This is a genomic window from Catellatospora chokoriensis, assembly GCF_011297315.1.
GTDB lineage: Bacteria > Actinomycetota > Actinomycetes > Mycobacteriales > Micromonosporaceae > Catellatospora > Catellatospora citrea.
In genome coordinates this window covers 96,880-117,617 of the sequence record NZ_JAAOTI010000013.1, presented here as the reverse complement: position 1 = coordinate 117,617, position 20,738 = coordinate 96,880, and the positions used below count along the sequence as shown (strand labels likewise).

Genomic DNA, 20,738 nt, shown 5'->3' with positions numbered 1-20,738 from the left:
CGGCTGCGGCACAATGTCCGCACCGCCCACCCCTCGATCGTGAAGGCCTCCCATGTACGAGCAGCCAGGCCCGCAGGTGCCCCCCGCCCCGTACGCGTTCCCGGGACCCCCGCCGCGCCGGACCGGCCGGACCGTCGCGATCGTCGTGGCGGCGGTGCTCCTGCTGTGCTGCTGCGGCGGCGGGCTCTTCGCGGCGCTCAAGCCGGACGCGCTGGGCGGCTTCGCCAAGGACATCGTGGACGCCGTGAACAGCGATGTGGCCAACGCGGAGCTCGGCGACTGCGTCAACGACTTCGCGAAGGTGGAGGACGCGCGCGTCGTCGACTGCGCGTCGACGGACGCGGCGAACAAGGTCGTCGGCGTCGTCGAGGACGTGCGGGAGTCCGAGTTCGACGCCAAGCAGCAGACGCTGTGCGAGGCCTATCCCACGTGGGATCAGATCGTGTGGATCGGCCGCCAGGGCGGCAACGGCGACGTCTGGTGCCTGGCACCGCTCAAGAGCTGAGCCCGTGGCGGTGCGCCGGTCGCTGTACGGCTGAGGTCACGATGCTGTTTCGGCGGTCGCGCTCGCCCGTCCGGATGGCATGCGAACGGCGCTCACCTGTGGGGTCGCGAAGACTCTCAGCTAACGCTAAGGTGACGCGGTCTCCGTGACCGTACGTGAGAAGAAGACGCCCCCGCCGCGACTCGTTCCGGACGAGGGCACCCCTCGGAAGGAAAGACCTACATGACTGAGCAGGTAACCCCGGCGGTGCAGGAGCAGGAGACCGCGGAGCCCTCGAAGGCGAAGTCGGCCGCGGCCGGCTTCGGCAAGAAGATCCTCGGCTACGGCGTCGGCCTCGCGGTCGTCGCCGGTGGCGGTCTGGCCTGGCAGTACCTGTCCGGCGACCTGGCCATCGCCAAGGTCGGCGACTGCGTGAACGCCTTCGACAAGGTCGACGACGCGAAGGTCGTCGACTGCACCTCGGCCGACGCCGCCAACAAGGTCGTCGGCGTCATCGACGGCGTGTCGGAGGCCGACTTCACGGCCAAGGAGCAGTCGCTGTGCGAGGCGTACCCCACGTGGGACACGATCGTGTGGATCGGCAAGAAGGGCGGCACCGGTGACAGCTGGTGCCTGGAGCCCCTCAAGAAGTGAGCCGGCTCACCGTGACGTGAGGTGACCTCACGCTCGGTGTACGGCCTGCGCGGCGGCGTGGTGAGTTACGACCATAAGTCGTAACTTTCGCCACGCCGCCGCTGTCTTCCCCGGTACCGTCCGGTGTGGTTGGCTACCCGGAACGCCACGACTGTGCGACCAGCCAATGACGACTGACCGTCAGGAGGACGACCGATGGGTGAAATGGTGGATTACCCCAGCAACGGGGGGACCAGTGAGGGCTACCTCGCGCTGCCCAAGAGCGGCAGTGGACCTGCGGTCATCGTGATCCAGGAGTGGTGGGGCCTGGTCCCGCACATCATCTCGCTGGCCGACCGATTCGCCGAGGCCGGGTTCGTGGCGCTCGCGCCCGACCTGTACCACGGCGCGCACACCACCGAGCCCGACGAGGCCGGCAAGCTGATGATGGGCCTGGCCATGGACCAGGCCGCGAAGGACATCGCGGGAGCGGCGTCATACCTGGCCGGCCGCCCGGAGACCACCGGTGGCGTGGGCGCGGTGGGCTTCTGCATGGGCGGCAGCCTGGCGCTGTGGTCCGCCACGGTCAGCGACGAGATCACGGCCGCGGTCGGCTTCTACCCGGCGCTGCCGTGGGAGCGCATGGCTCCGCAGTGGTCGAACTACCAGGGCAAGACCGCGATGATCCACTGCAGCGAGGAGGACGGCACCTCGGCCGCCCCCGGCATCAAGACCGCCCGGGCCGCCATCGAGGCGGCCGGCGGCACCTGCATCGTGCACGACTACCCCGGCACCCACCACGCGTTCGTCAACGACGACCGGCCCGAGGTCTACAACGCCTCGGCGGCGGCCAGCGCCTGGGCGCGCACGGTGGAGCTGCTGCGTACCACGCTGTGACCTCGGCCGACGGCTCGTCCCGGCGGCCTGCCGGGACGGCCCGTGGGCGGTCCGCGAGGGCGGCCGAGCTGGCCGCCCTCGATGCGGAGATCTCCCGCTGCCGCCGCTGCCCCCGGCTGGTGGCGTGGCGGGAGGAGGTCGCCGCGACCAAGCGGGCCGCGTTCCGCGACGAGGTGTACTGGGGCCGTCCGGTCCCCGGCTTCGGCGCGGCCGACGCCCGCATCCTCATCCTCGGGCTGGCCCCGGCCGCGCACGGCGGTAACCGCACCGGCCGCATCTTCACCGGCGACCGCAGTGGCGACGTGCTGTTCGCCGCGCTGCACCGGGCGGGCCTGGCCAACCAGCCCACCAGCGTGTCTCGCGACGACGGGCTGGAGCTGGCCGACGTGCGGATCGCCGCGGCGGTGCGCTGCGCGCCCCCGGACAACAAGCCGACGCCGGTCGAGCGCGACACCTGCGCCCCGTGGCTGCATCGCGAGGTCACGCTGCTGCGGCCCACTCTGCGCGTGGTGATCGCGCTCGGCGCGTTCGCGTGGGCGGCGTGGTGGCCTACGCTGTCCACGGTGTACGGCGTCAAGCCGCCGGTGCCGCGTCCCACATTCGGCCACGGGGCCGTCTTCCTCCCGGAGGGCGGCGCCGGCAGCTCGGAGCGGGGACCGGCGCTGCTCGGCTCGTACCACGTCAGCCAGCAGAACACCTTTACCGGGCGGCTCACACCCGCCATGCTGGACGACGTGCTGAGCCAGGCCCGGCACCTCGCCGGCCTCGACTGAGTCGACCTCGACCCCGTCGGGCCGCCGACCTGGCGCCGCTGATGGAAAGCGATATTCGGAGCGGGGAACCATGGGAGCGTTGCGTCGCTGGTGGCCGTTGCTGGCCGTGGCCGCGCTGCTGATGCTCGCGGCCGCGACGGCCTCGGTCTCGGTGCTGCCGGTCGGCCGGGCCGCGCCGGAGCAGTCCGCGTCGGCGAACCCCACCCCGACCGCCTCGCCGACGCCGTCGCCGCGGTCGCCGTCCCCGTCGCCTTCGGCCGCCCCGGAGCAGGCCGCCGACTCGGGCTGGCTGGGCGCGGTCGGGCTGGGTGTGCTGCTGGTCATCGGCGCGGCCGTGCTGATCGTGCTGCTCAAGGCAGCCGCGAAGTCCACCACGAAGTTCCGCCGCCGGGCCATCCGGGAGAAGCCGCCGGTGCGCATCGCGCAGCTCACCGACGCGGAAGAGGTCGTCGCGGCGCTGGACGCGGGCCTGCTCGATCTCGACGACGACGCCGCCGATCCGCGGACCGCCGTCATCGCCTGCTGGGTGCGCCTGGAGCAGGCCGCCGCGGCGGCGGGCGTGCCGCGGCTGCCCGACGACACCGCCACCGACCTGGTCGTGCGCATGCTCCACCGCCGCCGGCTGGACGCCGGGGTGCTCAACGGCTTCGCCGACGTGTACCGCCGCGCCCGCTACGCCACCCACCGCGTCGACGACGACATGCGCCTGCAGGCCAGGGCGTCCCTGCACCGCCTGCGCGACGAGCTGACCGCCGGCACCCGAAGCGAGGCCGGGGCATGAGCGAGCGAGTCATGAACTTCGGGCATGTCCTCGACGAGCGCTGCGAGGAGGGGACATGAGCCAGCATCGGGAGCACGACGACTTCGTCGACGGTGACGTCGACGAGGGCGCGACTCTGGGCGACCTCCTCGGCGGGTTCAGCCGGCCGGAGGGGCCCGTCGCGGCCCGCCCGCCCCGGCCGAAGGCGACGCGCTGGCTGAGCCTGTTCGGGTTCGCCGTCGCCTGGACCGCCGCGGGCTGGCTCACGCTCCAGGTGTTCAGCCTGAGCATGCCGCTGCCACTGGTCTTCGCGGTGGCGCTGACCGTGGTGGGGGTGTGGCGGATGGCCCGCTCGCTCAAGGCCCCGCTGCCGCCCCGCCGCGCGGGCCGGACCGTCGCGGACGACCAGTCCGAGGTCACCGACGGCCTGCGGCTGGCGGTGGCCCGCTGGGAGACCATCCTGGAGTGGAGCCACACCGACGCCGCCCGCTTCCAGCGCCGCGTGCAGCCGCGCCTGGCCGAGGTCGTCGACGAGCGGCTGCGCCAGCGCCACGGCGTCAACCGCGCGACCGAGCCCGAACGCGCGCGTAGGCTGCTCGGTGATCCGCTCTGGACGCTCCTCACGGTGCCGGCCAAGCGCCCGCCCAGCCCTCGCGAACTCGATGTGATCGTCAATGCCTTGGAGAAACTGTGAGCATGCAACCGATCCCCGCCGCTGAGGTGGGCCGTCTCGCCCAGCAGGTGCTCGACCGGGTCGGCACCGTGATGGTGGGCAAGCGCGATTCGCTGGAGCTGGTGCTGGCGGGCATCCTCGCCGGCGGCCACGTGCTGCTGGAGGACCTGCCCGGCCTGGGCAAGACGCTGACCGCGCGCACCTTCGCCCAGGCGCTGGGCCTGGACTTCCGCCGCCTGCAGTTCACGCCCGACCTGCTGCCCGCGGACGTGACCGGCTCGTTCCTGTACGACCAGCGCACCCACGACTTCACCTTCCGGGCCGGCCCGGTCTTCACGAACCTGCTGCTCGCCGACGAGATCAACCGCACGCCGCCGAAGACGCAGGCGGCGCTGCTGGAGGCGATGCAGGAGAAGCAGGTCTCCGTCGAGGGCGTGACGTACCGCCTGGAGGCCCCGTTCCACGTGCTGGCCACCGCCAACCCGATCGAGTACGAGGGCACCTACCCGCTGCCCGAGGCGCAGCTGGACCGCTTCATGCTGCGCGTGTCGTTCGGTTACCCGGAGGCCGACGAGGAGCTGAACGTGCTGCGCCGGCGCATGGTGCGCCGCCAGGAGGAGTCCGAGGTCGAGCCGGTCGTCGACGCGGCCACGCTGCTGCGCATGCAGGCCGGCCTGGAACAGATCGAGGTCGAGGACTCCATCTGCCGCTACCTGGTGTCGCTGGCCGCGGCCACCCGCGAGCACCCGGCGGTGCTGGTCGGCTCCTCGCCGCGCGGCTCGCTGGCCCTGCTGCTGCTGTCGCGGGCCCGCGCGGCGCTCGCCGGGCGCGACTACGTCATTCCCGAGGACGTGAAGGGGGTCGCGCTGCCCGCGCTGGCGCACCGGATCACGCTGCGGCCGGAGATGTGGCTCAAGCGCATCGACCCGGTCGCGGTGGTGGCCGAGGTGCTGGCCGCGACGCCGGCCCCGGTCAGCGGCGCGCTGCCGAGCCACGCCGCGGCCCCCGGCCAGCGGCCGACTCCGGGGCGCAACCGGCTGGCCGAGTTAGAGGACGAGCTGCTGGACCCGCCGTACCGGTCGACCGGGCTGCGAGGCTGACGTGTCCCAGGGAGCCTCCCCCGAGGGCGACCTGGAGCCCGTCGCGTCCACCGACACCGGCGAGAACTGGGCGCCCACCCGGGCGCTGGGCCGGGCGGTGCTGGTGGCAGGACTGCTGCTGGTCGCCGCCGTGCTGCTGGGCCGCACGGATCTGGTGATCCTCGCCGCGCCGCTGGCGCTGAGCGTGGCGTTCGCGCTGGCCAAACGGCCGCGCTCGCTGCCGGGGCTGCGGCTGTCCACGGTCGAGTCGTTCCCGGTCGAGGGCGGTGACCTCGGCGCGACCGTCGAGGTGGAGAACCGCGACGTCACCGGGTACGACCTGACCGTGGTGCACCTGCAGCACTCGCCCTGGCTGCGGCTGGAGGGCGGGGCAGCCGACGCGGGCCCGCCCCGGCGCGGCGGCAACCGGCCCTACGTGACCCTGGTGCCACGCGGTGTGGCGACCGCGGTCGAGCTGGCCGGACCCGCCGTGCGCTGGGGGCGGCACTGGCTGGGTCCGGCGTCGGCGCACGCGGTCGCCGGGGACGGGCTGCTGGTCAGCCGGGCCGTGGTGACCGGCGCGCTGGGCGTGAAGGTGTACCCGCTGACCGACCCGTTCAAGGCCGACGAAGCGATGCCCCGGGCGGCCGGCCTGGTCGGCCAGCACCGCTCGCGGCGCCCAGGCGAGGGCGGCGAGCTGGCGGGCGTACGCCAGTTCGGCCCCGGCGACCGGCTGCGCCGCGTCGACTGGCGGGTGTCGCTGCGCACCGAGCGCCTGCACGTGGCGGCGACGCTGTCCGACCGTGACGCCGAGGTCGTGGTCCTGCTGGACCTGCTGGCTGACGCGGGGCGCTCCGGCGGCATCGGCGGCGCCTCGTCGGTGCTGGACCGCTCCGTGCGCGCGGCGGCCGCGATCGCCGAGCACTACCTGCACCGCGGTGACCGGGTCTCGGTGCTGGAGTACGGCGCGCAGGCCCGCCGGCTGCGTCCGGCCAGCGGCCGGCGGCAGTACCTGACCGTGCTGGAGTGGCTGCTGGACGCCCACCCGAGCCCGACCGCGCAGGAGCGGGGCGGCGCGCAGCTGGCCGCGGGCATCTCCGCGGCGGCCCTGGTCGTCGTGCTCACCCCGCTGCTGGACGCCCGGTCGGCGTCGATGCTGGCGGGCCTGGCCCGTTCGGGCCGCTTCGTCGTCGCCGTGGACACGCTGCCCTCCGACCTGACCTCGCCACCGGTGAACACCTGGAGCGACGTGTCATACCGGCTGTGGAAGGCCGAACGGGAGAACACCATGGGTCAGCTGGGCGAGCACGGTGTGCCGGTGGTCGCCTGGGCGGGCGCGGGCAGCCTGGACGCCGTGCTCCGGGACGTGTCGCGGCTGGCCGCCGCGCCGAAGGCGGTGCTGCGGTGAAACAGCTGCTGACGCAGGTCCGCGACCTGGGGCGGATCACCGGCGGCCCGCTGCTGGTGCGCGGGGTGGTCTTCGTGGCGGCCTTCACCGGCCTGCTGCTGGCCGCGCCCGGCGGGCTGCCCGCGCGGATGATGCTCGGCTTCCTCGCCCTGGCCGCCGTGCCCGCGATCGCACCGGGCGGCGTGGCGGTGACCCTGGTGATGCTGGCGACGGTCGCGATGTGGCTGGCCGACACGATGCTGTTCCTGGCCGAGCCGTCGACGGGGCGGCTGCTGGGCACCGCGGCGGCGCTCTACCTGCTGCACAACGCGGCGGCGCTGGCGGCCGTGCTGCCCTACGACGCGATCGTGGACAACCAGGTGCTGCTGCGCTGGGCGGTGCGCTCGGCGCTGGTGCTCGGGGCGGCCGGGGGGCTCACCGTCGTGCTGGTCACGGTGCTGCCGGGCATGTACATCACCACGCCGACGGTGGCGCTGGTGGTCGGCCTGGCGGTGGTGGCGGCCGCCGTGGCGCTGCTCACTCGGCTGGGCAAGCGGCCCTGATCAGGGTGGCGTGACGGTCGTCGCTGTCCGGGATCACAGGCATCGGCGCTGATCAGAGCGAGGGCACGGCGGTAGCGTGAATGTGTGAAGCCTGTACGGATCCTGGTGGTGGGCGCCGGCCACGTCGGCCTCTACGCCGCTCTGCGCCTGTCCAGCAAGTTGCGCTCGACCGAGGCTGAGGTCACGGTCGTCGACCCGCAGCCGCACATGACGTACCAGCCGTTCCTTCCTGAGGCGGCGGCAGGCAACATCTCCCCCCGGCACACCGTGGTGCCGCTGCGCCGGGAGTTGCGCGACTGCCACATCGTGCACGGGGCGGTGACGAAGGTCGAGCACTCCCGCAAGGTCGCCACGGTGCAGCCGGTGGTGGGCCCGTCCCGGGAGATCCCGTACGACCACATCATCGTCGCGCCCGGCAGCGTCTCCCGTACGCTGCCCATCCCGGGCCTGCGCGAGCACGCGGTCGGCTTCAAGACCATCGGCGAGGCCATCTGGCTGCGCAACCACGTGCTGGAGTGCCTCGACATCGCGGCCGCCACGACCGACCCGCAGACGCGGCAGCGGGCGCTGACCTTCGTGGTCGTGGGCGCCGGCTTCGCCGGGGTCGAGGCGCTGGGCGAGATGGAGGACATGGCTCGCGACGCGCTGCGCTACTACCCGGAGCTGAAGGCCGACGACATGCACTGGGTGCTGGTCGAGGCGACGCAGCGGGTGCTGCCCGAGGTCGGGCCGCAGATGGGCGCGTACACGGTCGAGGCGCTGCTCAAGCGCAACATGGACCTCCGCCTGGGCACCCGGCTGGAGTCCTGCGTCGACGGCGTGGTGAAGCTGTCGGACGGCGGCGAGTTCGCCGCGGACACCATCGTGTGGACCGCCGGCGTCAAGGCGCACCCGATGATCGCCGCGACGGACCTGCCCCGCAACGCCCAGGGCAAGCTCACCTGTGACCCGACGCTGCGGGTCGTCGACGGCGGCCAGGTCGTCGAGGGCGCATGGAGCTCCGGCGACTGCGCGGCGGTGCCCGACCTGACCGCGGCCGCGGGCGAGATGTGCTCGCCGAGCGCGCAGCACGCGGTGCGCCAGGCGCGCCTGCTGGCCGACAACCTGATCGCCACCGTGCGTGGCAAGGGCATCCGGGAGTACCGGCACAAGCACGTCGGCTCGGTGGCCAGCCTCGGCCTGCACAAGGGCGTGGCGCACGTGTATGGCTTCAAGGCCAAGGGCTGGGTCGCCTGGTTCATGCACCGCACGTACCACATGAGCCGCATCCCGTCGCTGAACCGCAAGGTCCGCGTGATCGCCGACTGGACCCTGGCCCTGTTCCTGAAGCGCGAAGTCGTCTCCCTGGGCGCCCTGCACCAGCCCATGGACCCCTTCGCCCAGGTCACCCAGCCCACCCAGCAGCCGTAACCCACCCAGCGGCCCCCAAAGGCCGCCGGGCCAGGTCAGGCCCCCTCCTTCCGCGGGCCGAGGGTGGCGGCCCCGGGGCCGGGGTGGGGTTACCAGGTGCGGGGCCAGTAGAGGACGTCGGCGGAGGGGGTGCCGGGGCCGAGGAGGGCTTCCAGGGTGCGCTGGAGTTCGGCGTGGCGGGCGTGTCCGGGGGTGAGCACCACGCACGCGGCGTTCCACTTGGTGAGGTCCTTGCGGGCGTCCAGGCGGTGGTCGTCGTTGATCGCGGGCACCACCCCGGTGCGGGCCACCTCGGACAGCACCCAGGACGTCGTCCGCTTCTCGATGCCCATGGTCGCCTTGCCACCCGGCCCGTGGGGGCCGATGAAGAAGCCCTCGGGCAGGGCGAACGCGGTCAGCGCCGAGGTCGCGTAGCGCATCGGCAGGGGCTGCTCCGGGGTCGGCAGCGGCACCGGCACGATGACGTCCCCGTCCGTGGCGCAGTGCCGCCACAGGCCGTCGGCGAAGAACGCCGGCACCGCGGCCCGATCGGTGGTCGGCAGCGGGGTCGGGAACAGCGGCAGCAGCGCCGCGGCGACCAGCGCCGGGACACCGACCCGCACGCCGCGCAGGTCGGACCGCGCCGCCTGGCGCAGCGCGAGCACGAGCAGCACGGCCAGCAGCGGGATCGCGGCCAGGGCGAAACGCATCGGCAGCGCGCCGTCCACCACCGGCAGGTGCATGAGCAGCCGGTACGGGCCCGGCAGCAGGGTGCGCTCGTGGTGCAGCGTGACCTGCGGGCCCAGCGCAAGTGCGCTCATCGCCAGCGCGCCCGCCCCGCAGGCCGCCGCGAGCGCGTTCCGGCGCAGCCAGACCAGCAGCCCGAGCGACAGCAGCACCAGCGGCCAGCCCAGGAACGTGTTGTATTCGGCCGGGCCGGTGGTCAGCTTCGCCGCCGTGTCGTCGCCGGCCAGGGTCAGCGGCGAGAACGCGGTGAACCCGGCCAGGTCGGCGGAGAAGTAGTGCGGGCTGAACACCCCGTCGGAGACCGACTGCGGGCCCCTGAACTGGACCCACAGGGGGTACGCCAGCAGCGCCACGGCCACCGCGACGGCGATGGACAGCCCGGCGGCGAAGCGGGCCAGCACCGCCCGGGGCGGCCGGACGATCGCCAGGTAGACCACGGTCACGATGGCCAGCGCGAGCGCGGTGAGGAACAGGGTCTCCTCGCCGATGAACACCTGCAGGCTGACCAGCACGCCGAACAGCACGCCGCAGCCGATGAACCGGCGCGGCCGGGCGGTGCCGGAGCGGGCCGCCCGGGCCAGCTCGACGACGCACCACAGCATCGGCGGGATCAGCCACTGCGCGGTCATGTGCAGGTGGCTGTTGGACTGCGAGACCATGCCCGGGGCGAAACCGCAGAACGCCGCGCCCACGGCGGCCGCGGCCCGGCTCGCGCCGAGCGTGCGGTGCAGCAGCAGGTACCAGGCGATCGCGGTGCCGGCCAGGTTGAGCGCGACCAGCAGCGCGAACGTGGTGGCCGCGCCGTATGCGGCGGTGACCGGGGCGAGCAGGCCGCCGAGCAGGATGACCGTGGTGTTGGCGAGCAGATTGACCCCGTACGGCGCGTTGAGGCGGTCGGTGACGAGGGAGAAGTCGCCGCTCCACAGCATCGTGTCGTGGGCCAGGAACCACTCGTAGAGGATCTGGTCGGGCGGGTTGAGGGCGAGCGTGCGGGTGTCCGGGTCCGGCCAGAGCCCGAGGGTGAGCCAGCCGGCGAGGGCCAGGAAGGCCAGGCAGGGGAGGGCGTCGCGGGTCCACTCGTGCCGCCGGGTGGGCCGCCCTGCCGCGGACACGTCCGTACCACCCCGTTGGCCAGGCAGTACGGCGTCTTCCGGAGCGGTGGTGAGGGCGGGCGCGGTGCTCGTCACGCGCTTGACCCTAGCGCTTCGGGTGCGCCTGCGGCCTGTCGGCCGCTGTGCCCGCGTTCTCCGGATAGCGACAACGGGCGTGCTTCGGGCCGGGGGGAACCGCTACCGTGGCAGGGCACAGCTACGCGTGTGACGCGCCCGGGTGGTGGAACGGCAGACACGGTTGCCTTAAAAGCGACTGCCGAAAGGCGTGCGGGTTCGACCCCCGCCCCGGGCACCAGCGGGTCCTCGACGACGCGCGCCGACGGGCCGAATGGCATCGGCGCGGGCCGGTGGCCGTCCCGCGAATGGTGTGGCGAAAAGCTTCAGAAATAGTGACGCGCTCCGATCGCCTGCCACGGGGGAAGCGGGCGATTGGAGCGCGTTGTGGACGAGCATAGCGAGCGTCCGGCGGTCTGTCACCCCTTGGTCGCCTGCTTTTCGCGCCGATTTCTCCGAGGTGTGGTATCGATCGATGGCCGCACTGTTGCGACGCGAATTCACAGGCTTTCTATTAGGTTTCATTAAGGATCGGGCGCGGCGATTGTCACGCCCGGCGCCGGTTCTGTCGCCGCCGCGTCGATGTGGCGTCCGGGCGGCGCGTGGCGCGCTCCCGGCGGGAGGAGCGGGGACGCGCCGTGGCGTCCCGGCGGCCACCTCTTCACCGGGGTGATCTCCGACACCGGGGCGGCGGCTGCCGCCTGCGAAACGGTCCGAAAACTGTGATCTCCGCGGGTGCGCCGATCCGCTACTCTGTCGGCACATTCCCTGTGGAGGAGGCGAGACCCGCTGTGAAGAGTTCCAACCCGGTGCTCAGCCGCATCAGTGCGGCGGCGCAGCAGCCCCGGTACACCGTGCCGGGCCAGGGCGCCCCGGCGGGTTACCCGGCGGGCGGCGGTTACCCGGAGGTCGTCCAGTCCGGACACGTCGACCGGATGACCGTCGACGACGTCGTCGTCAAGACCGTGACGCTGATCGCGCTGACCGCGATCTCCGCGGCGATCTCCGCGGCCGTCGTGCCGTGGCAGGCGCTCTCCCCGGTCTGGTACACCTCGATGTTCGTCGGGGTCGCGATCGGCCTGGTCATCTCGTTCGCCCAGGTGACCAACCCGATCGTGATCGGCGCGTACGCCGTCATCGAGGGCGTTTTCCTCGGCGTGGTGAGCAAGCTCTACAACCACTACTTCGAGGGCATCGTCACGCAGGCGGTCGTCGCCACGCTCGGGGTGTTCCTGATCATGGCTGCGCTGTACAAACTCAAGATCGTCCGGGCCACGCCGAAGTTCATGAAGGTGGTCATCGGGGCGGCGGCCGGTCTGGCCGTCGTCATCGTCGCCAACTTCGTGATCAGCATGATCACCGGCGCGGCGGGCCCGCTGCGTGACGGCGGCGGCATCGCGATCATCTTCTCGCTGGTCTGCATCGTCGTCGCGGCGCTGATGTTCGTGGTCAACTTCAAGCAGATCGAGGACGGCATCGCCGCCGGGCTGCCCCGCAAGTACGGCTGGCTCGGCGCGTTCGGCATCCTCGTCGAGCTCATCTGGCTCTACCTGGAGATCCTGCGCCTGATCTCGTACTTCTCGGAAGACTGACCGGTGCGCCCGCGAACGTGGGCGCACCCGACGACCGCCGCCCCGGGGACTGCCCCGGGGCGGCGGTCCGTTTTCCCGGCCGGGACAATCGGTGGCGTGAGCATCGAGCAGCTGACGCGCGCCGTCGACCTCCTGGCCAACCAGGTCGGACACTGGACCCCGGCGCGCTGGCGCGACCAGGGCGAACCGTTGCACAAGCTGATCCAGCGCCTCGCCGACCAGGCCGCGGACCTCTCCGGCGCCCCGCGCCGCGACGTGCCCCGGCTGTCCGATCTGGCCCTGCCCGATCAACTCAGGGTCGTCGTCGCCGACCTCGCCGCCGCCGCCCCACCAGACGAGATCACCTCGGCCGCCGCCGACGAACTGGCCGCGCTCCGCCAGACCCTCACCTGACGAAGGAAGGGCACCTTCCTCCACGGAATCCGTGGATTCCGTGGAGGAAGGTGCCCTTCTCAACGCTCAACCGGCTCGACCTGCCGGGGGTGGGTCAGGAGAGGCGTTCGAGGACCATGGCCATGCCCTGGCCGCCGCCGACGCACATGGTCTCCAGGCCGATGCTCTTGTCGTGCCACTGCAGGTTGTTGAGCAGCGTGCCGGTGATCCGGGCGCCGGTCATGCCGAACGGGTGGCCGACGGCGATCGCGCCGCCCATCACGTTCACCTTCTCCAGCGGCAGGCCCAGCTCGCGGTACGACGGGATGACCTGGGCCGCGAACGCCTCGTTGATCTCGGCCAGGTCGATGTCGTCGATGGTCATGCCGGCCCGCTTGAGCGCCTGGCGGGTCGCCTCGACCGGGCCGATGCCCATGATCTCGGGGCTCATCGCGGTGACGCCGGTGGAGACGATCCGCGCCAGCGGGGTGAGCCCGAGCTCGCGGGCCCGGGTGTCACTCATGATCACGACCGCGGCCGCGCCGTCGTTGAGGGGGCAGCAGTTGCCCGCGGTGATCCGGCCGTCCGGGCGGAACACCGGCTTCAGCCCGGCGGTGCCCTCCAGCGTCACCCCCGCCCGGGGGCCGTCGTCCTGGCTGACCACGGTGCCGTCGGGCAGGGTCACCGGGGTGATCTCGCGGGCCCAGAACCCGTTCTTGATCGCCTGCTCGGCGAGGTTCTGCGACCGTACGCCGAAAGCGTCCATGTCCTCGCGGGTCACGCCGTGGATCTGGGCCAGGTTCTCGGCGGTCTGACCCATGGTCAGGTAGATGTCGGGCAGCTCGCCCGTCTCGCGCGGGTCGGTCCAGACCGGCGTGTCCGCCCCGGCGCGCTGCGCGGAGCGGGCCTGGGCCGCGGCGAAGCGCGGGTTGTTCCAGCTCCCGCCGACGGCGGCCGCGGCGTCCGGGGGCAGCCAGTCCGAGTTGCCCCGGGCATACCGGGACACCATCTCGACGCCCGCCGAGATGAAGACGTCGCCCTCGCCCGCCTTGATCGCGTGGAACGCCATCCGGCTGGTCTGCAGCGAGGACGCGCAGTAACGGGTGACCGTGGCGGCGGGCAGCGAGTCCAGGCCGAGCAGGGTGGAGACCACCTTGCCCATGTTGAAGCCCTGCTCGCCGCCGGGCAGGCCGCAGCCCAGGTAGAGATCGTCGATCTCGGCAGGGTCCAGGGCCGGGATCTTGTCGAGGGCGGCCTGGACGATGGTGGCGGTGAGGTCGTCCGCGCGCAGGTCCTTCAGGGAGCCCTTGCCGGCCCGGCCGATGGGGGACCGGGCGGTGGCGACGATGACAGCATCTGACATGAACGAACGTTAACTCGCCGGTAACTTGCCCACCAGACCGGGTGAGAAAGTCATCACCCACCCGTCTGCGGATCTTGGCGCGGGCGCCGCGGTGGGTCAGGGCAGGCGGGGGGTCACTCCGGCGGCGTGGGCGACGGACGGGAGCAGGGCGTACGCCCACACCCGGTAGCCGTCCGCGGAGGGGTGGTAGCGGTCGACGGACAGCGTGTTCGGGTCGGCGCGGAACACCGGGCCGGTCTCGGCGGCCAGGTCCACCACGGCTCCGCCGGCGGCGTGCACCGCGCGCACCTGCGCCCGCGCCACCCGGCGCCCCAGGAAGCCGACGACCTGGCGCAGCGGCGGCGCGATGGCGCGGGCCGCGCCCAGATCGGGGCAGGTGCCCACGACGACCTCGACCCCGGCCTCGCGCAGGCGGCGCACCGCCGCGCCCAGGTAAGCCGCCGCGTCCGCCGGACGGCGCAGCGTGATCGCGTCGTTGCCGCCGACCAGGATCACCGCGACGTCCGGGCGGTCGCCCAGCAGGCACCGAGCGACCTGGGTGGCCAGGTCCGACGAGCGGGACCCGGCGACACCGACGCTGGACAGCGCCACGGCCTGCACCGGGCCGCCCTTGCCGGACTCGCCGCCGGACAGCAGCGCGGCCAGCTGGCCGCCGACGGTGTCGGCGACCCGGTCCACACCCACACCCAGGGCAGCGGAGTCGCCGAGCATGACCAGCCGCAACGGGGTGGCGTTGTCCGCGCCCACGGTGGTGCGCAGCGCGAGGCCCAGCCCCGGCTTGGCGTACCGGCGGCTGCGCGCCACCACCGCCTCGGCCGCCAGCAGTGCCGCGCCGCCCACCGTGCCCGCGATGAGCGTGATCGCGGCGGCCTTCCCGATCCTCCGTGCCACGGAACTCATGTCCACTCCTCGCTCCGCTCGTCGCGGACATGTCCGCCGAGCATCATGATTCGCTCGACAAGCTCGCTCATGCCTGCTCCACTACGTTCGCCCGGTCTGCCAGGCCGGCCGGGGCCTCGCCCTGGCGGACGACTTCCCACATGCGGCGGCGCAGCTGCGCCCACCGGCCGGCCGGGCCGCGATCACGGCCGTCGACGCGTACACCGCTCACCTCGGTGCCGGCGTGGCGCGCCGCCTCGACCGCGGCCTGTGGCAGCGACCGTACCCCGTCCACGGCGGTTCGTGCGCCCGCTTCCACGCGCTGCGGCCCGGCCGGGCTGCGCAGGGCGGCCACCACCGTCGGCAGCAGCACCGACGCGGCCAGCGCGTAGCCCTCCGCGGACGGGTGGAAGCGGTCCCGGGCGAACAGCCGGTGCGGCTGGGCGGAGAACGTCGGCCCCAGCAGCTCGCCCAGGGACACGGTGCGGCCCCCGGCCTCCACCACGGCGACGGTCTGCGCCGCGGCGAGCTGGCGGCTCCAGCTGCGGGCCAGCCAGCGCAGCGGCGGCCGGATGGGCTGCACCGCGCCGAGGTCGGGGCAGGTGCCCACGACGACGGTCGCGCCGGCCTCGCGCAGCCGCCGCACCGAGTCGGCGAGGTGGCGTACGGACGCGGCCTGCCCGGCCCGGTGGGTGATGTCGTTGGCTCCGATCAGGATCACGGCCAGGTCGGGGCGCAGTTCGAGGGCCTCCTCCACCTGGTGCACCAGCATTCCCGAGGTCGCGCCGACCACGGCCAGGCTGTGCAGCCGCACCGGCCTTTCCAGACGCCGGGACAGCCCGGTGGCGATCAGCGCGGCCGGGGTCTGCCGGGCCCGCAGCGCGCCGAACCCGGCCGCCGAGGAGTCGCCGAGCATGGCCATGTGCACCGGCTCGCCGCCGAACCGGCCGCCGTAGAGGCCGTCCGAGCGCGGCGGCGGGGCCTGCGCGATGGGGATGGTGCGCCGGGCGGCCTCGACCTGGCCGAGCAGCACCCCGACGGTGGCCAGGCCGAGCGCGCCCAGCGCGCCGCCGCCATAGACGGCCAGCTTGGCCAGGTCCCTGCCGCGACGTTGTGCCGCCGTGGCGCCCAGCGCAGTACGCTCGCTCATAGTGAACCCGCCTCACTCGGGAGACCCGTCGGGGAATCCTCTCTGAGGCTCCTACGTACCCAGCGGATCGTCAGCTGGTAACGCTCGCTCATGCGAGAAAGGTAGCGCTCTTCGGTTGCGCTCGGATGGAGGCGAGATGGGACGCACATTGCGTCGTACCGCGGCGTTCACCGCGCTGTGGAAGGCACTCATCACGGGGAACGGCAGCAACGCCAGCCTGGCGGACCGGTTGGGCGCGATGCCGCGCATGGTGCTGGCCACGCTGCGCGGCCGGTACGACGGCCTCGGCCGGCTCATGGCGATCACCGCGGCCACGGTGTACGTGGTCTCCCCGGTCGACATGGTCCCGGAGGCTTTCCTCCTGGTCCTCGGCCTCGCTGATGACGTGATCATCGTCAGCTGGATCGCGGGGGCCCTGATCAGCGAGACCGACCGCTTCCTCATGTGGGAGAACGGCGTCAAGGCGCCGGTGGGCGGTCCGATCATCGACGGCGACGTCGCTTAACGGGGATTAACCGCCGGTCTACGCTTGACGCGTGCGCTACTACGAGAACGTCGTCGAGCTGATCGGTAACACCCCGCTGGTCAAGCTCCGGAATGTCACCGATCCCGGCGGCCCCACCGTGCTCGCCAAGGTCGAATATCTGAACCCGGGCGGCTCCGTCAAGGACCGCATCGCCGTGCGGATGGTCGAGGCGGCCGAGCGGGACGGCCTGCTCAAGCCCGGCGGCACCATCGTCGAGCCGACCAGTGGCAACACCGGTGTCGGGCTGGCGCTGGTCGCCCAGCTCAAGGGGTACAAGTGCGTCTTCGTCTGCCCCGACAAGGTCAGCGAGGACAAGCAGAACGTGCTGCGGGCGTACGGCGCGGAGGTCGTGGTCTGCCCGACCGCGGTCGCGCCCGAGGACCCGCGGTCCTACTACAACGTCTCGGACCGGCTGGCCAGGGAGATCCCCGGCGCGTGGAAGCCGAACCAGTACTCGAACCCGAACAACCCGCTCTCGCACTACGAGCAGACCGGCCCGGAGCTGTGGGAGCAGACCGACGGCCGGATCACGCACTTCGTGGCGGGCGTCGGCACCGGCGGCACCATCAGCGGCATCGGGCGCTACCTCAAGGAGGTCTCCCAGGGCCGCGTGAAGATCATCGGTGCGGATCCGGAGGGCTCGGTCTACTCCGGCGGCACCGGCCGGCCGTACCTGGTCGAGGGCGTCGGCGAGGACTTCTGGCCGGAGACCTACGACCGGACCGTCTGCGACCAGATCGTCGAGGTCACCGACAAGGAGTCGTTCGCGATGACCCGGCGGCTGGCCCGTGAGGAGGGCCTGCTGGTCGGCGGCTCGTGCGGCATGGCCGCGGTCGCCGCGCTGAAGGTGGCCGCCCAGGCCGGGCCGGATGACGTGGTCGTGGTGCTGCTGCCCGACGGCGGCCGCGGCTACCTGTCGAAGCTGTTCAACGACGACTGGATGGCCCGCTACGGCTTCCTGCGCACGGACGAGCACGGCGCGACCGTCGCCGACATCCTGACCGCGAAGTCGCACACCAAGGGCGCGCTGCCGGAGCTGATCCACGTGCACCCGACCGAGACCGTGCGCGACGCCATCGACATCATGCGCGAGTACGGCGTCTCCCAGCTGCCGGTGCTGAAGGCCGAGCCGCCCGTCGTCACCGGCGAGGTGGCCGGGGCGGTGGCCGAGAAGGACCTGCTGGACGCGCTGTTCACCGGCGCGGCCGCGCTGCACGACCCGCTGGACCGGCACGTCGGCCCGGCGCTGCCGATGATCGGCGGCGGCCAGCCGGTGGCCGAGATCGTCGCGCTGCTGGAGAAGGCCGACGCGGCGATGGTCCTGATCGACGGCAAGCCCCACGGTGTGCTCACCCGCCAGGACCTGCTGGCCCAGCTGGGCTGAAGCCGACCGTGGTGCGGAGCCCGTCACGGGCTCCGCACCACGCGGCCTGCGCGAGGCGGCGGGTGAATGCGGGCCGTCCCGCCGGGCGTGGCCGGAACCCGCGGTCACGGCCCGGGGTCGAACGGTCATGGCGGTGTGTCGGAAACGCCACTTTCACGATCGACGTGCGGCGGCGGGCTACCCTCCGGACATGCGGAGGCCGAACGTGCTGAGCCGCTGGGTGCGCCGGAGTGCCGGCGTGCCTGGACGGGCCGTGTGCGGGGTGCTGCTGGCGCTGGCGATGGCGCTCGCCGCCGCGCCCGCCCACGCGGGCGCGCCGGCCCCGGACCCGGTGGACCTCGAACGGTCGGTGTCGCTGGCCGCCTGTGCCCCCAACGTCGACCTGCGCGGCCCCGACGGCCAGCCGCTGCCCCGCCCACTGGCCCGCGGCGTCCGGGCGCTGCTGTACCTGCGCCAGGACCAGGCGAACGTGCTCACCCTGCGCTCGGGCGAGCTCAACCGGATCGCCGAGCTGATCCTCGCCACGCCGCCCACCGAGTCCGCGCCGCTGCTGGTGAACGTGGACACCCGGCTGGTCGACGACCGCGTGGCCTGGGTCGTGCCCCGGGTGACCGACATCGGCGGCGGCCCGGTCGGCAGCGTGGTCTGGCACTTCCCGAGCGCGGTGCGCATCCTGGTGACCGGTCCGCAGGCCCCCGGCGTGATCTTCGCGCCGCGGGCCGAGGTGCTCGTCGCGGCGAGCCCGTCGCCCTCGCCGAGCCCTTCGCCCAGCGCGTCGCCCGTGCCCAGCCTGTCGCCGGCCGCCACGCCGGCACCCTCCGGCTCCCGGGCTCCCGCAGGCCCGGTAGGGGGTCCGCCTGCCGAGCAGGGGCCGCTCCTGGCTGCCCGACCGGTGGCCGTGCGGGTCGTCCCGCCGGTGGTGCGGGCAGCCCCCGTCGTGCTGCCCGACGGGCTGGACTGCGCTCCGCCGCCGTCGGCCTCGCCGAGCCCGTCGACCACCGCGGACCCCAGCCTCGCGCCCGGGTCGGGCGCTGCCGAGCCGGGCGCAACCGGGTCGGCGGCGGCGTCGGCCAAGCCGGTGAGTGAGCGGCTGACGGCACTGGCGTCACGCCCTGTTACCTGGTTCGGGGTCGCCGGGATGCTGCTGGGGCTGGCCCTGCTTATCGCAGTTGTCGCTGGTAGCCGGGCACGTCGCAGGTTCCGTTAGCTCGTTTCGGCGGCAGTCGCACAGCCTGTGCGACTGGTCTGCTTGTGGCGAGTGTTGACTAAGCGTACGGAAGCGGCAGTGCTACCGAGGGGAGCGTGGATCGTGGTCACCGTCGACCATGCACCACCGACCGATACCAGCCACATCGAACCCTCCGACATAACCGACCACCTGCTGTGGCGCGACGCGCAGCAGATGCTGGGGCGGCACAACAGACCTGACGACGATCATCTCTGCAACTGGTGCGGTCAGCATTGGCCGTGCCCGCCACGAAAGCTGGCCGAGCGCGCGGAAGCCGCGGCCAGCCGGCACTGGCGGGAGGCCTGGACCGTGCGGCACGACATCAACGGGATGCGTTCACTGCCCGCCTGGCGTGCTGACCTCGGCGAGCGTGGCGGCTCCATCATGCGAAACGGCACCCGCAGGAGCCTCTTCGACTAGCCAACCACAGGGTGTTCCGATGCCCCGCCGTCCCCCGGCACGTGGTCATCGGGCCCCGTCCCAGCGGCGACGCCGTTGCGCTCCGCCAGCGTAGGCGTGCCGCGTGCATCTGTACGGCTGATCGGAAGTCGACATGCCTCCGTCGACTCCAAGCGCCTCCGGCCAGGCGTTCTCCCCAGTCGTGCGGATGCGTCAGTGGGCGAGGGTACGTGATCTCCGGTTCCCCGCAGTCCGGTCACGTACCCTCGCCCCGACTCGTCTTCAGCCCGTCCCGGTCACCGGCGCGGTGGCACCGCGATCCGGGCCAGCTCCTCGGCCACCACGATCTCCCCGTCGAAGTGCGCCGCGGCCTCGTCGCCGAACACGGCCGCGTCCGGGTGCCGCTGGGAGAAGTGGGTGAGCACCAGCTTGCGTACGCCCGCCTCGGTGGCGATCCGGGCGGCCTGCGCCGCCGTGAGGTGCCCGGCCTCCGCCGCCAGCGCCGCCTCCGACTCCAGGAACGTCGACTCGATGACCAGCAGGTCGGCACCCTCGGCCAGCCCGATCGCGGCGTCGCACCAGCCCGTGTCCATCACGAACGCGGCCACCTGTCCCGGGCGCGGCTCGCTGACCTCGTCGAGGGTCACCAGCCGGCCGTCGGCCACCACCGTGCCCACCCGCTGCAGCACGCCGACGTCCGGCCCGCGCACGCCGAGCGCGGCGAGCCGCTCCGGCAGCATCCGGCGGCCGTCGGGCTCGGCCAGGCGGTAGCCGAACGACTCGACCGGGTGCCGCAGCCGCCGCGCGCTGAGCGTGCCGAACGGTTCGGTGGCCAGCACTCCGTCCCCCTCGACCGGACACTCCGCGAGGCGGGCCTGGTCGTGGAAGTGGCTGGCGTGGCGCAGCCGCTGCAGGAACTCCGCTCCGGAGCCGGGGAAGTGGATCGGCACCTCGTGCGGCACCCGGTCCAGCGACAGCCGCTGCACGATGCCCGGCAGGCCCAGGCAGTGGTCGCCGTGGAAATGCGTGACGCAGATCCGGGTGATGTCGCTCGCCGCGGCACCCGCCAGCAGCAGCTGCCGCTGGGCGCCCTCGCCCGGGTCGAACAGGATGCCCTGGTCGTCCCAGCGCAGCAGGTAGCCGTTGTGCGCGCGCTGGCGGGTGGGCACCTGGCTCGCCGTGCCGAGCACGATCAGCTCCCGGCTCATCCACGCCCCCACACGGAGATCGTCTTCACCGGGGGAGGGTACCGCGCGGGAGACGCCCAGTGTTCTTCCAGCAAGCGCCGACGTCG

At 72.9% G+C, this 20,738-nt stretch carries 21 protein-coding genes and 1 tRNA gene; 17 read left to right on the top strand and 5 right to left on the bottom strand.

Annotation, left to right across the window (positions count from 1 at the left end):
* Positions 1-52 precede the first annotated feature (52 nt).
* The 10 genes from HAV39_RS20610 (at position 53) to HAV39_RS20565 (ending at position 8,659) form a co-directional block, all read left to right on the top strand.
* Positions 53-505, top strand: coding sequence for an LppU/SCO3897 family protein (locus tag HAV39_RS20610; RefSeq protein WP_191840826.1), 453 nt, complete (start codon positions 53-55; stop codon positions 503-505).
* Between the two features lie 222 nt (positions 506-727).
* Positions 728-1,138, top strand: a complete 411-nt coding sequence (locus tag HAV39_RS20605) for an LppU/SCO3897 family protein (RefSeq protein ID WP_191840825.1) — start codon at positions 728-730, stop codon at positions 1,136-1,138.
* 195 nt (positions 1,139-1,333) lie between these two features.
* Positions 1,334-2,014: a dienelactone hydrolase family protein gene (locus HAV39_RS20600; RefSeq protein WP_191840824.1), complete on the top strand. Its 681-nt coding sequence runs from the start codon at positions 1,334-1,336 to the stop codon at positions 2,012-2,014.
* Complete coding sequence (locus tag HAV39_RS20595; RefSeq protein ID WP_191840823.1) at positions 2,011-2,787, top strand: uracil-DNA glycosylase; 777 nt, start codon at positions 2,011-2,013, stop codon at positions 2,785-2,787. Before HAV39_RS20600 ends, HAV39_RS20595 begins: the two co-directional genes overlap by 4 nt.
* A 70-nt stretch (positions 2,788-2,857) precedes the next feature.
* Entirely contained in the window at positions 2,858-3,568 is a 711-nt protein-coding gene (locus HAV39_RS20590) for a DUF4129 domain-containing protein (RefSeq protein WP_191840822.1), read from the top strand.
* A 55-nt stretch (positions 3,569-3,623) separates the two neighbouring features.
* Positions 3,624-4,241 carry a hypothetical protein gene (locus HAV39_RS20585; RefSeq protein ID WP_191840821.1) on the top strand — a complete coding sequence of 206 codons (618 nt, stop codon included), beginning with the start codon at positions 3,624-3,626 and terminating at the stop codon, positions 4,239-4,241.
* 2 nt (positions 4,242-4,243) lie between these two features.
* Positions 4,244-5,320: an AAA family ATPase gene (locus HAV39_RS20580; protein ID WP_191840820.1), complete on the top strand. Its 1,077-nt coding sequence runs from the start codon at positions 4,244-4,246 to the stop codon at positions 5,318-5,320.
* Between the two features lies 1 nt (position 5,321).
* Positions 5,322-6,707, top strand: a complete 1,386-nt coding sequence (locus HAV39_RS20575) for a DUF58 domain-containing protein (protein ID WP_373311686.1) — start codon at positions 5,322-5,324, stop codon at positions 6,705-6,707.
* On the top strand, positions 6,704-7,249 hold the full coding sequence (locus HAV39_RS20570) for a hypothetical protein (protein WP_191840819.1): 546 nt from the start codon (positions 6,704-6,706) through the stop codon (positions 7,247-7,249). The genes HAV39_RS20575 and HAV39_RS20570 overlap by 4 nt, the downstream gene beginning before the upstream one ends.
* Positions 7,250-7,333: 84 nt before the next feature.
* Positions 7,334-8,659, top strand: a complete 1,326-nt coding sequence (locus tag HAV39_RS20565; RefSeq protein WP_191840818.1) for an NAD(P)/FAD-dependent oxidoreductase — start codon at positions 7,334-7,336, stop codon at positions 8,657-8,659.
* An 89-nt stretch (positions 8,660-8,748) separates the two neighbouring features.
* Here HAV39_RS20565 and HAV39_RS20560 read toward each other — a convergent pair whose 3' ends face one another.
* A complete protein-coding gene (locus tag HAV39_RS20560; protein WP_191840817.1) occupies positions 8,749-10,572 on the bottom strand; it encodes a hypothetical protein in 1,824 nt (607 codons plus the stop codon).
* 136 nt (positions 10,573-10,708) lie between these two features.
* Here HAV39_RS20560 and HAV39_RS20555 point away from each other — a divergent pair.
* The 3 genes from HAV39_RS20555 (at position 10,709) to HAV39_RS20545 (ending at position 12,536) form a co-directional block, all read left to right on the top strand.
* Positions 10,709-10,792: transfer RNA gene (locus tag HAV39_RS20555), tRNA-Leu, on the top strand.
* A gap of 550 nt (positions 10,793-11,342) precedes the next feature.
* Positions 11,343-12,143, top strand: coding sequence for a Bax inhibitor-1/YccA family protein (locus HAV39_RS20550; protein WP_191840816.1), 801 nt, complete (start codon positions 11,343-11,345; stop codon positions 12,141-12,143).
* Between the two features lie 96 nt (positions 12,144-12,239).
* Complete coding sequence (locus tag HAV39_RS20545; RefSeq protein WP_191840815.1) at positions 12,240-12,536, top strand: hypothetical protein; 297 nt, start codon at positions 12,240-12,242, stop codon at positions 12,534-12,536.
* Positions 12,537-12,630: 94 nt separating this feature from the next.
* On the opposite strand, the gene HAV39_RS20540 is transcribed toward HAV39_RS20545, so the two are convergent.
* From HAV39_RS20540 to HAV39_RS20530, 3 genes are all read right to left on the bottom strand, one after another.
* Positions 12,631-13,878 carry an acetyl-CoA C-acetyltransferase gene (locus HAV39_RS20540; RefSeq protein WP_191840814.1) on the bottom strand — a complete coding sequence of 416 codons (1,248 nt, stop codon included), beginning with the start codon at positions 13,876-13,878 and terminating at the stop codon, positions 12,631-12,633.
* Positions 13,879-13,974: 96 nt separating this feature from the next.
* Positions 13,975-14,778, bottom strand: coding sequence for an SGNH/GDSL hydrolase family protein (locus tag HAV39_RS20535; RefSeq protein WP_191840813.1), 804 nt, complete (start codon positions 14,776-14,778; stop codon positions 13,975-13,977).
* 67 nt (positions 14,779-14,845) lie between these two features.
* Positions 14,846-15,907 carry an SGNH/GDSL hydrolase family protein gene (locus tag HAV39_RS20530; RefSeq protein ID WP_120316973.1) on the bottom strand — a complete coding sequence of 354 codons (1,062 nt, stop codon included), beginning with the start codon at positions 15,905-15,907 and terminating at the stop codon, positions 14,846-14,848.
* Positions 15,908-16,043: 136 nt separating this feature from the next.
* On the opposite strand from HAV39_RS20530, the gene HAV39_RS20525 reads away from it, so the two are divergent.
* The 4 genes from HAV39_RS20525 (at position 16,044) to HAV39_RS20510 (ending at position 19,465) form a co-directional block, all read left to right on the top strand.
* Positions 16,044-16,412, top strand: a complete 369-nt coding sequence (locus HAV39_RS20525) for a YkvA family protein (RefSeq protein WP_120316972.1) — start codon at positions 16,044-16,046, stop codon at positions 16,410-16,412.
* Between the two features lie 31 nt (positions 16,413-16,443).
* On the top strand, positions 16,444-17,817 hold the full coding sequence (locus HAV39_RS20520; RefSeq protein WP_191840812.1) for a cystathionine beta-synthase: 1,374 nt from the start codon (positions 16,444-16,446) through the stop codon (positions 17,815-17,817).
* A 190-nt stretch (positions 17,818-18,007) separates the two neighbouring features.
* Positions 18,008-19,024: a choice-of-anchor A family protein gene (locus HAV39_RS20515; RefSeq protein ID WP_191840811.1), complete on the top strand. Its 1,017-nt coding sequence runs from the start codon at positions 18,008-18,010 to the stop codon at positions 19,022-19,024.
* A gap of 102 nt (positions 19,025-19,126) precedes the next feature.
* Positions 19,127-19,465, top strand: coding sequence for a hypothetical protein (locus HAV39_RS20510; RefSeq protein WP_239120438.1), 339 nt, complete (start codon positions 19,127-19,129; stop codon positions 19,463-19,465).
* 275 nt (positions 19,466-19,740) lie between these two features.
* Here the strand turns inward: HAV39_RS20510 and HAV39_RS20505 are convergent, their stop codons facing one another.
* Positions 19,741-20,652 (bottom strand): ribonuclease Z, encoded by a 912-nt coding sequence (locus HAV39_RS20505; RefSeq protein ID WP_191840810.1) that lies wholly within the window; start codon positions 20,650-20,652, stop codon positions 19,741-19,743.
* Positions 20,653-20,738: the final 86 nt, after the last annotated feature.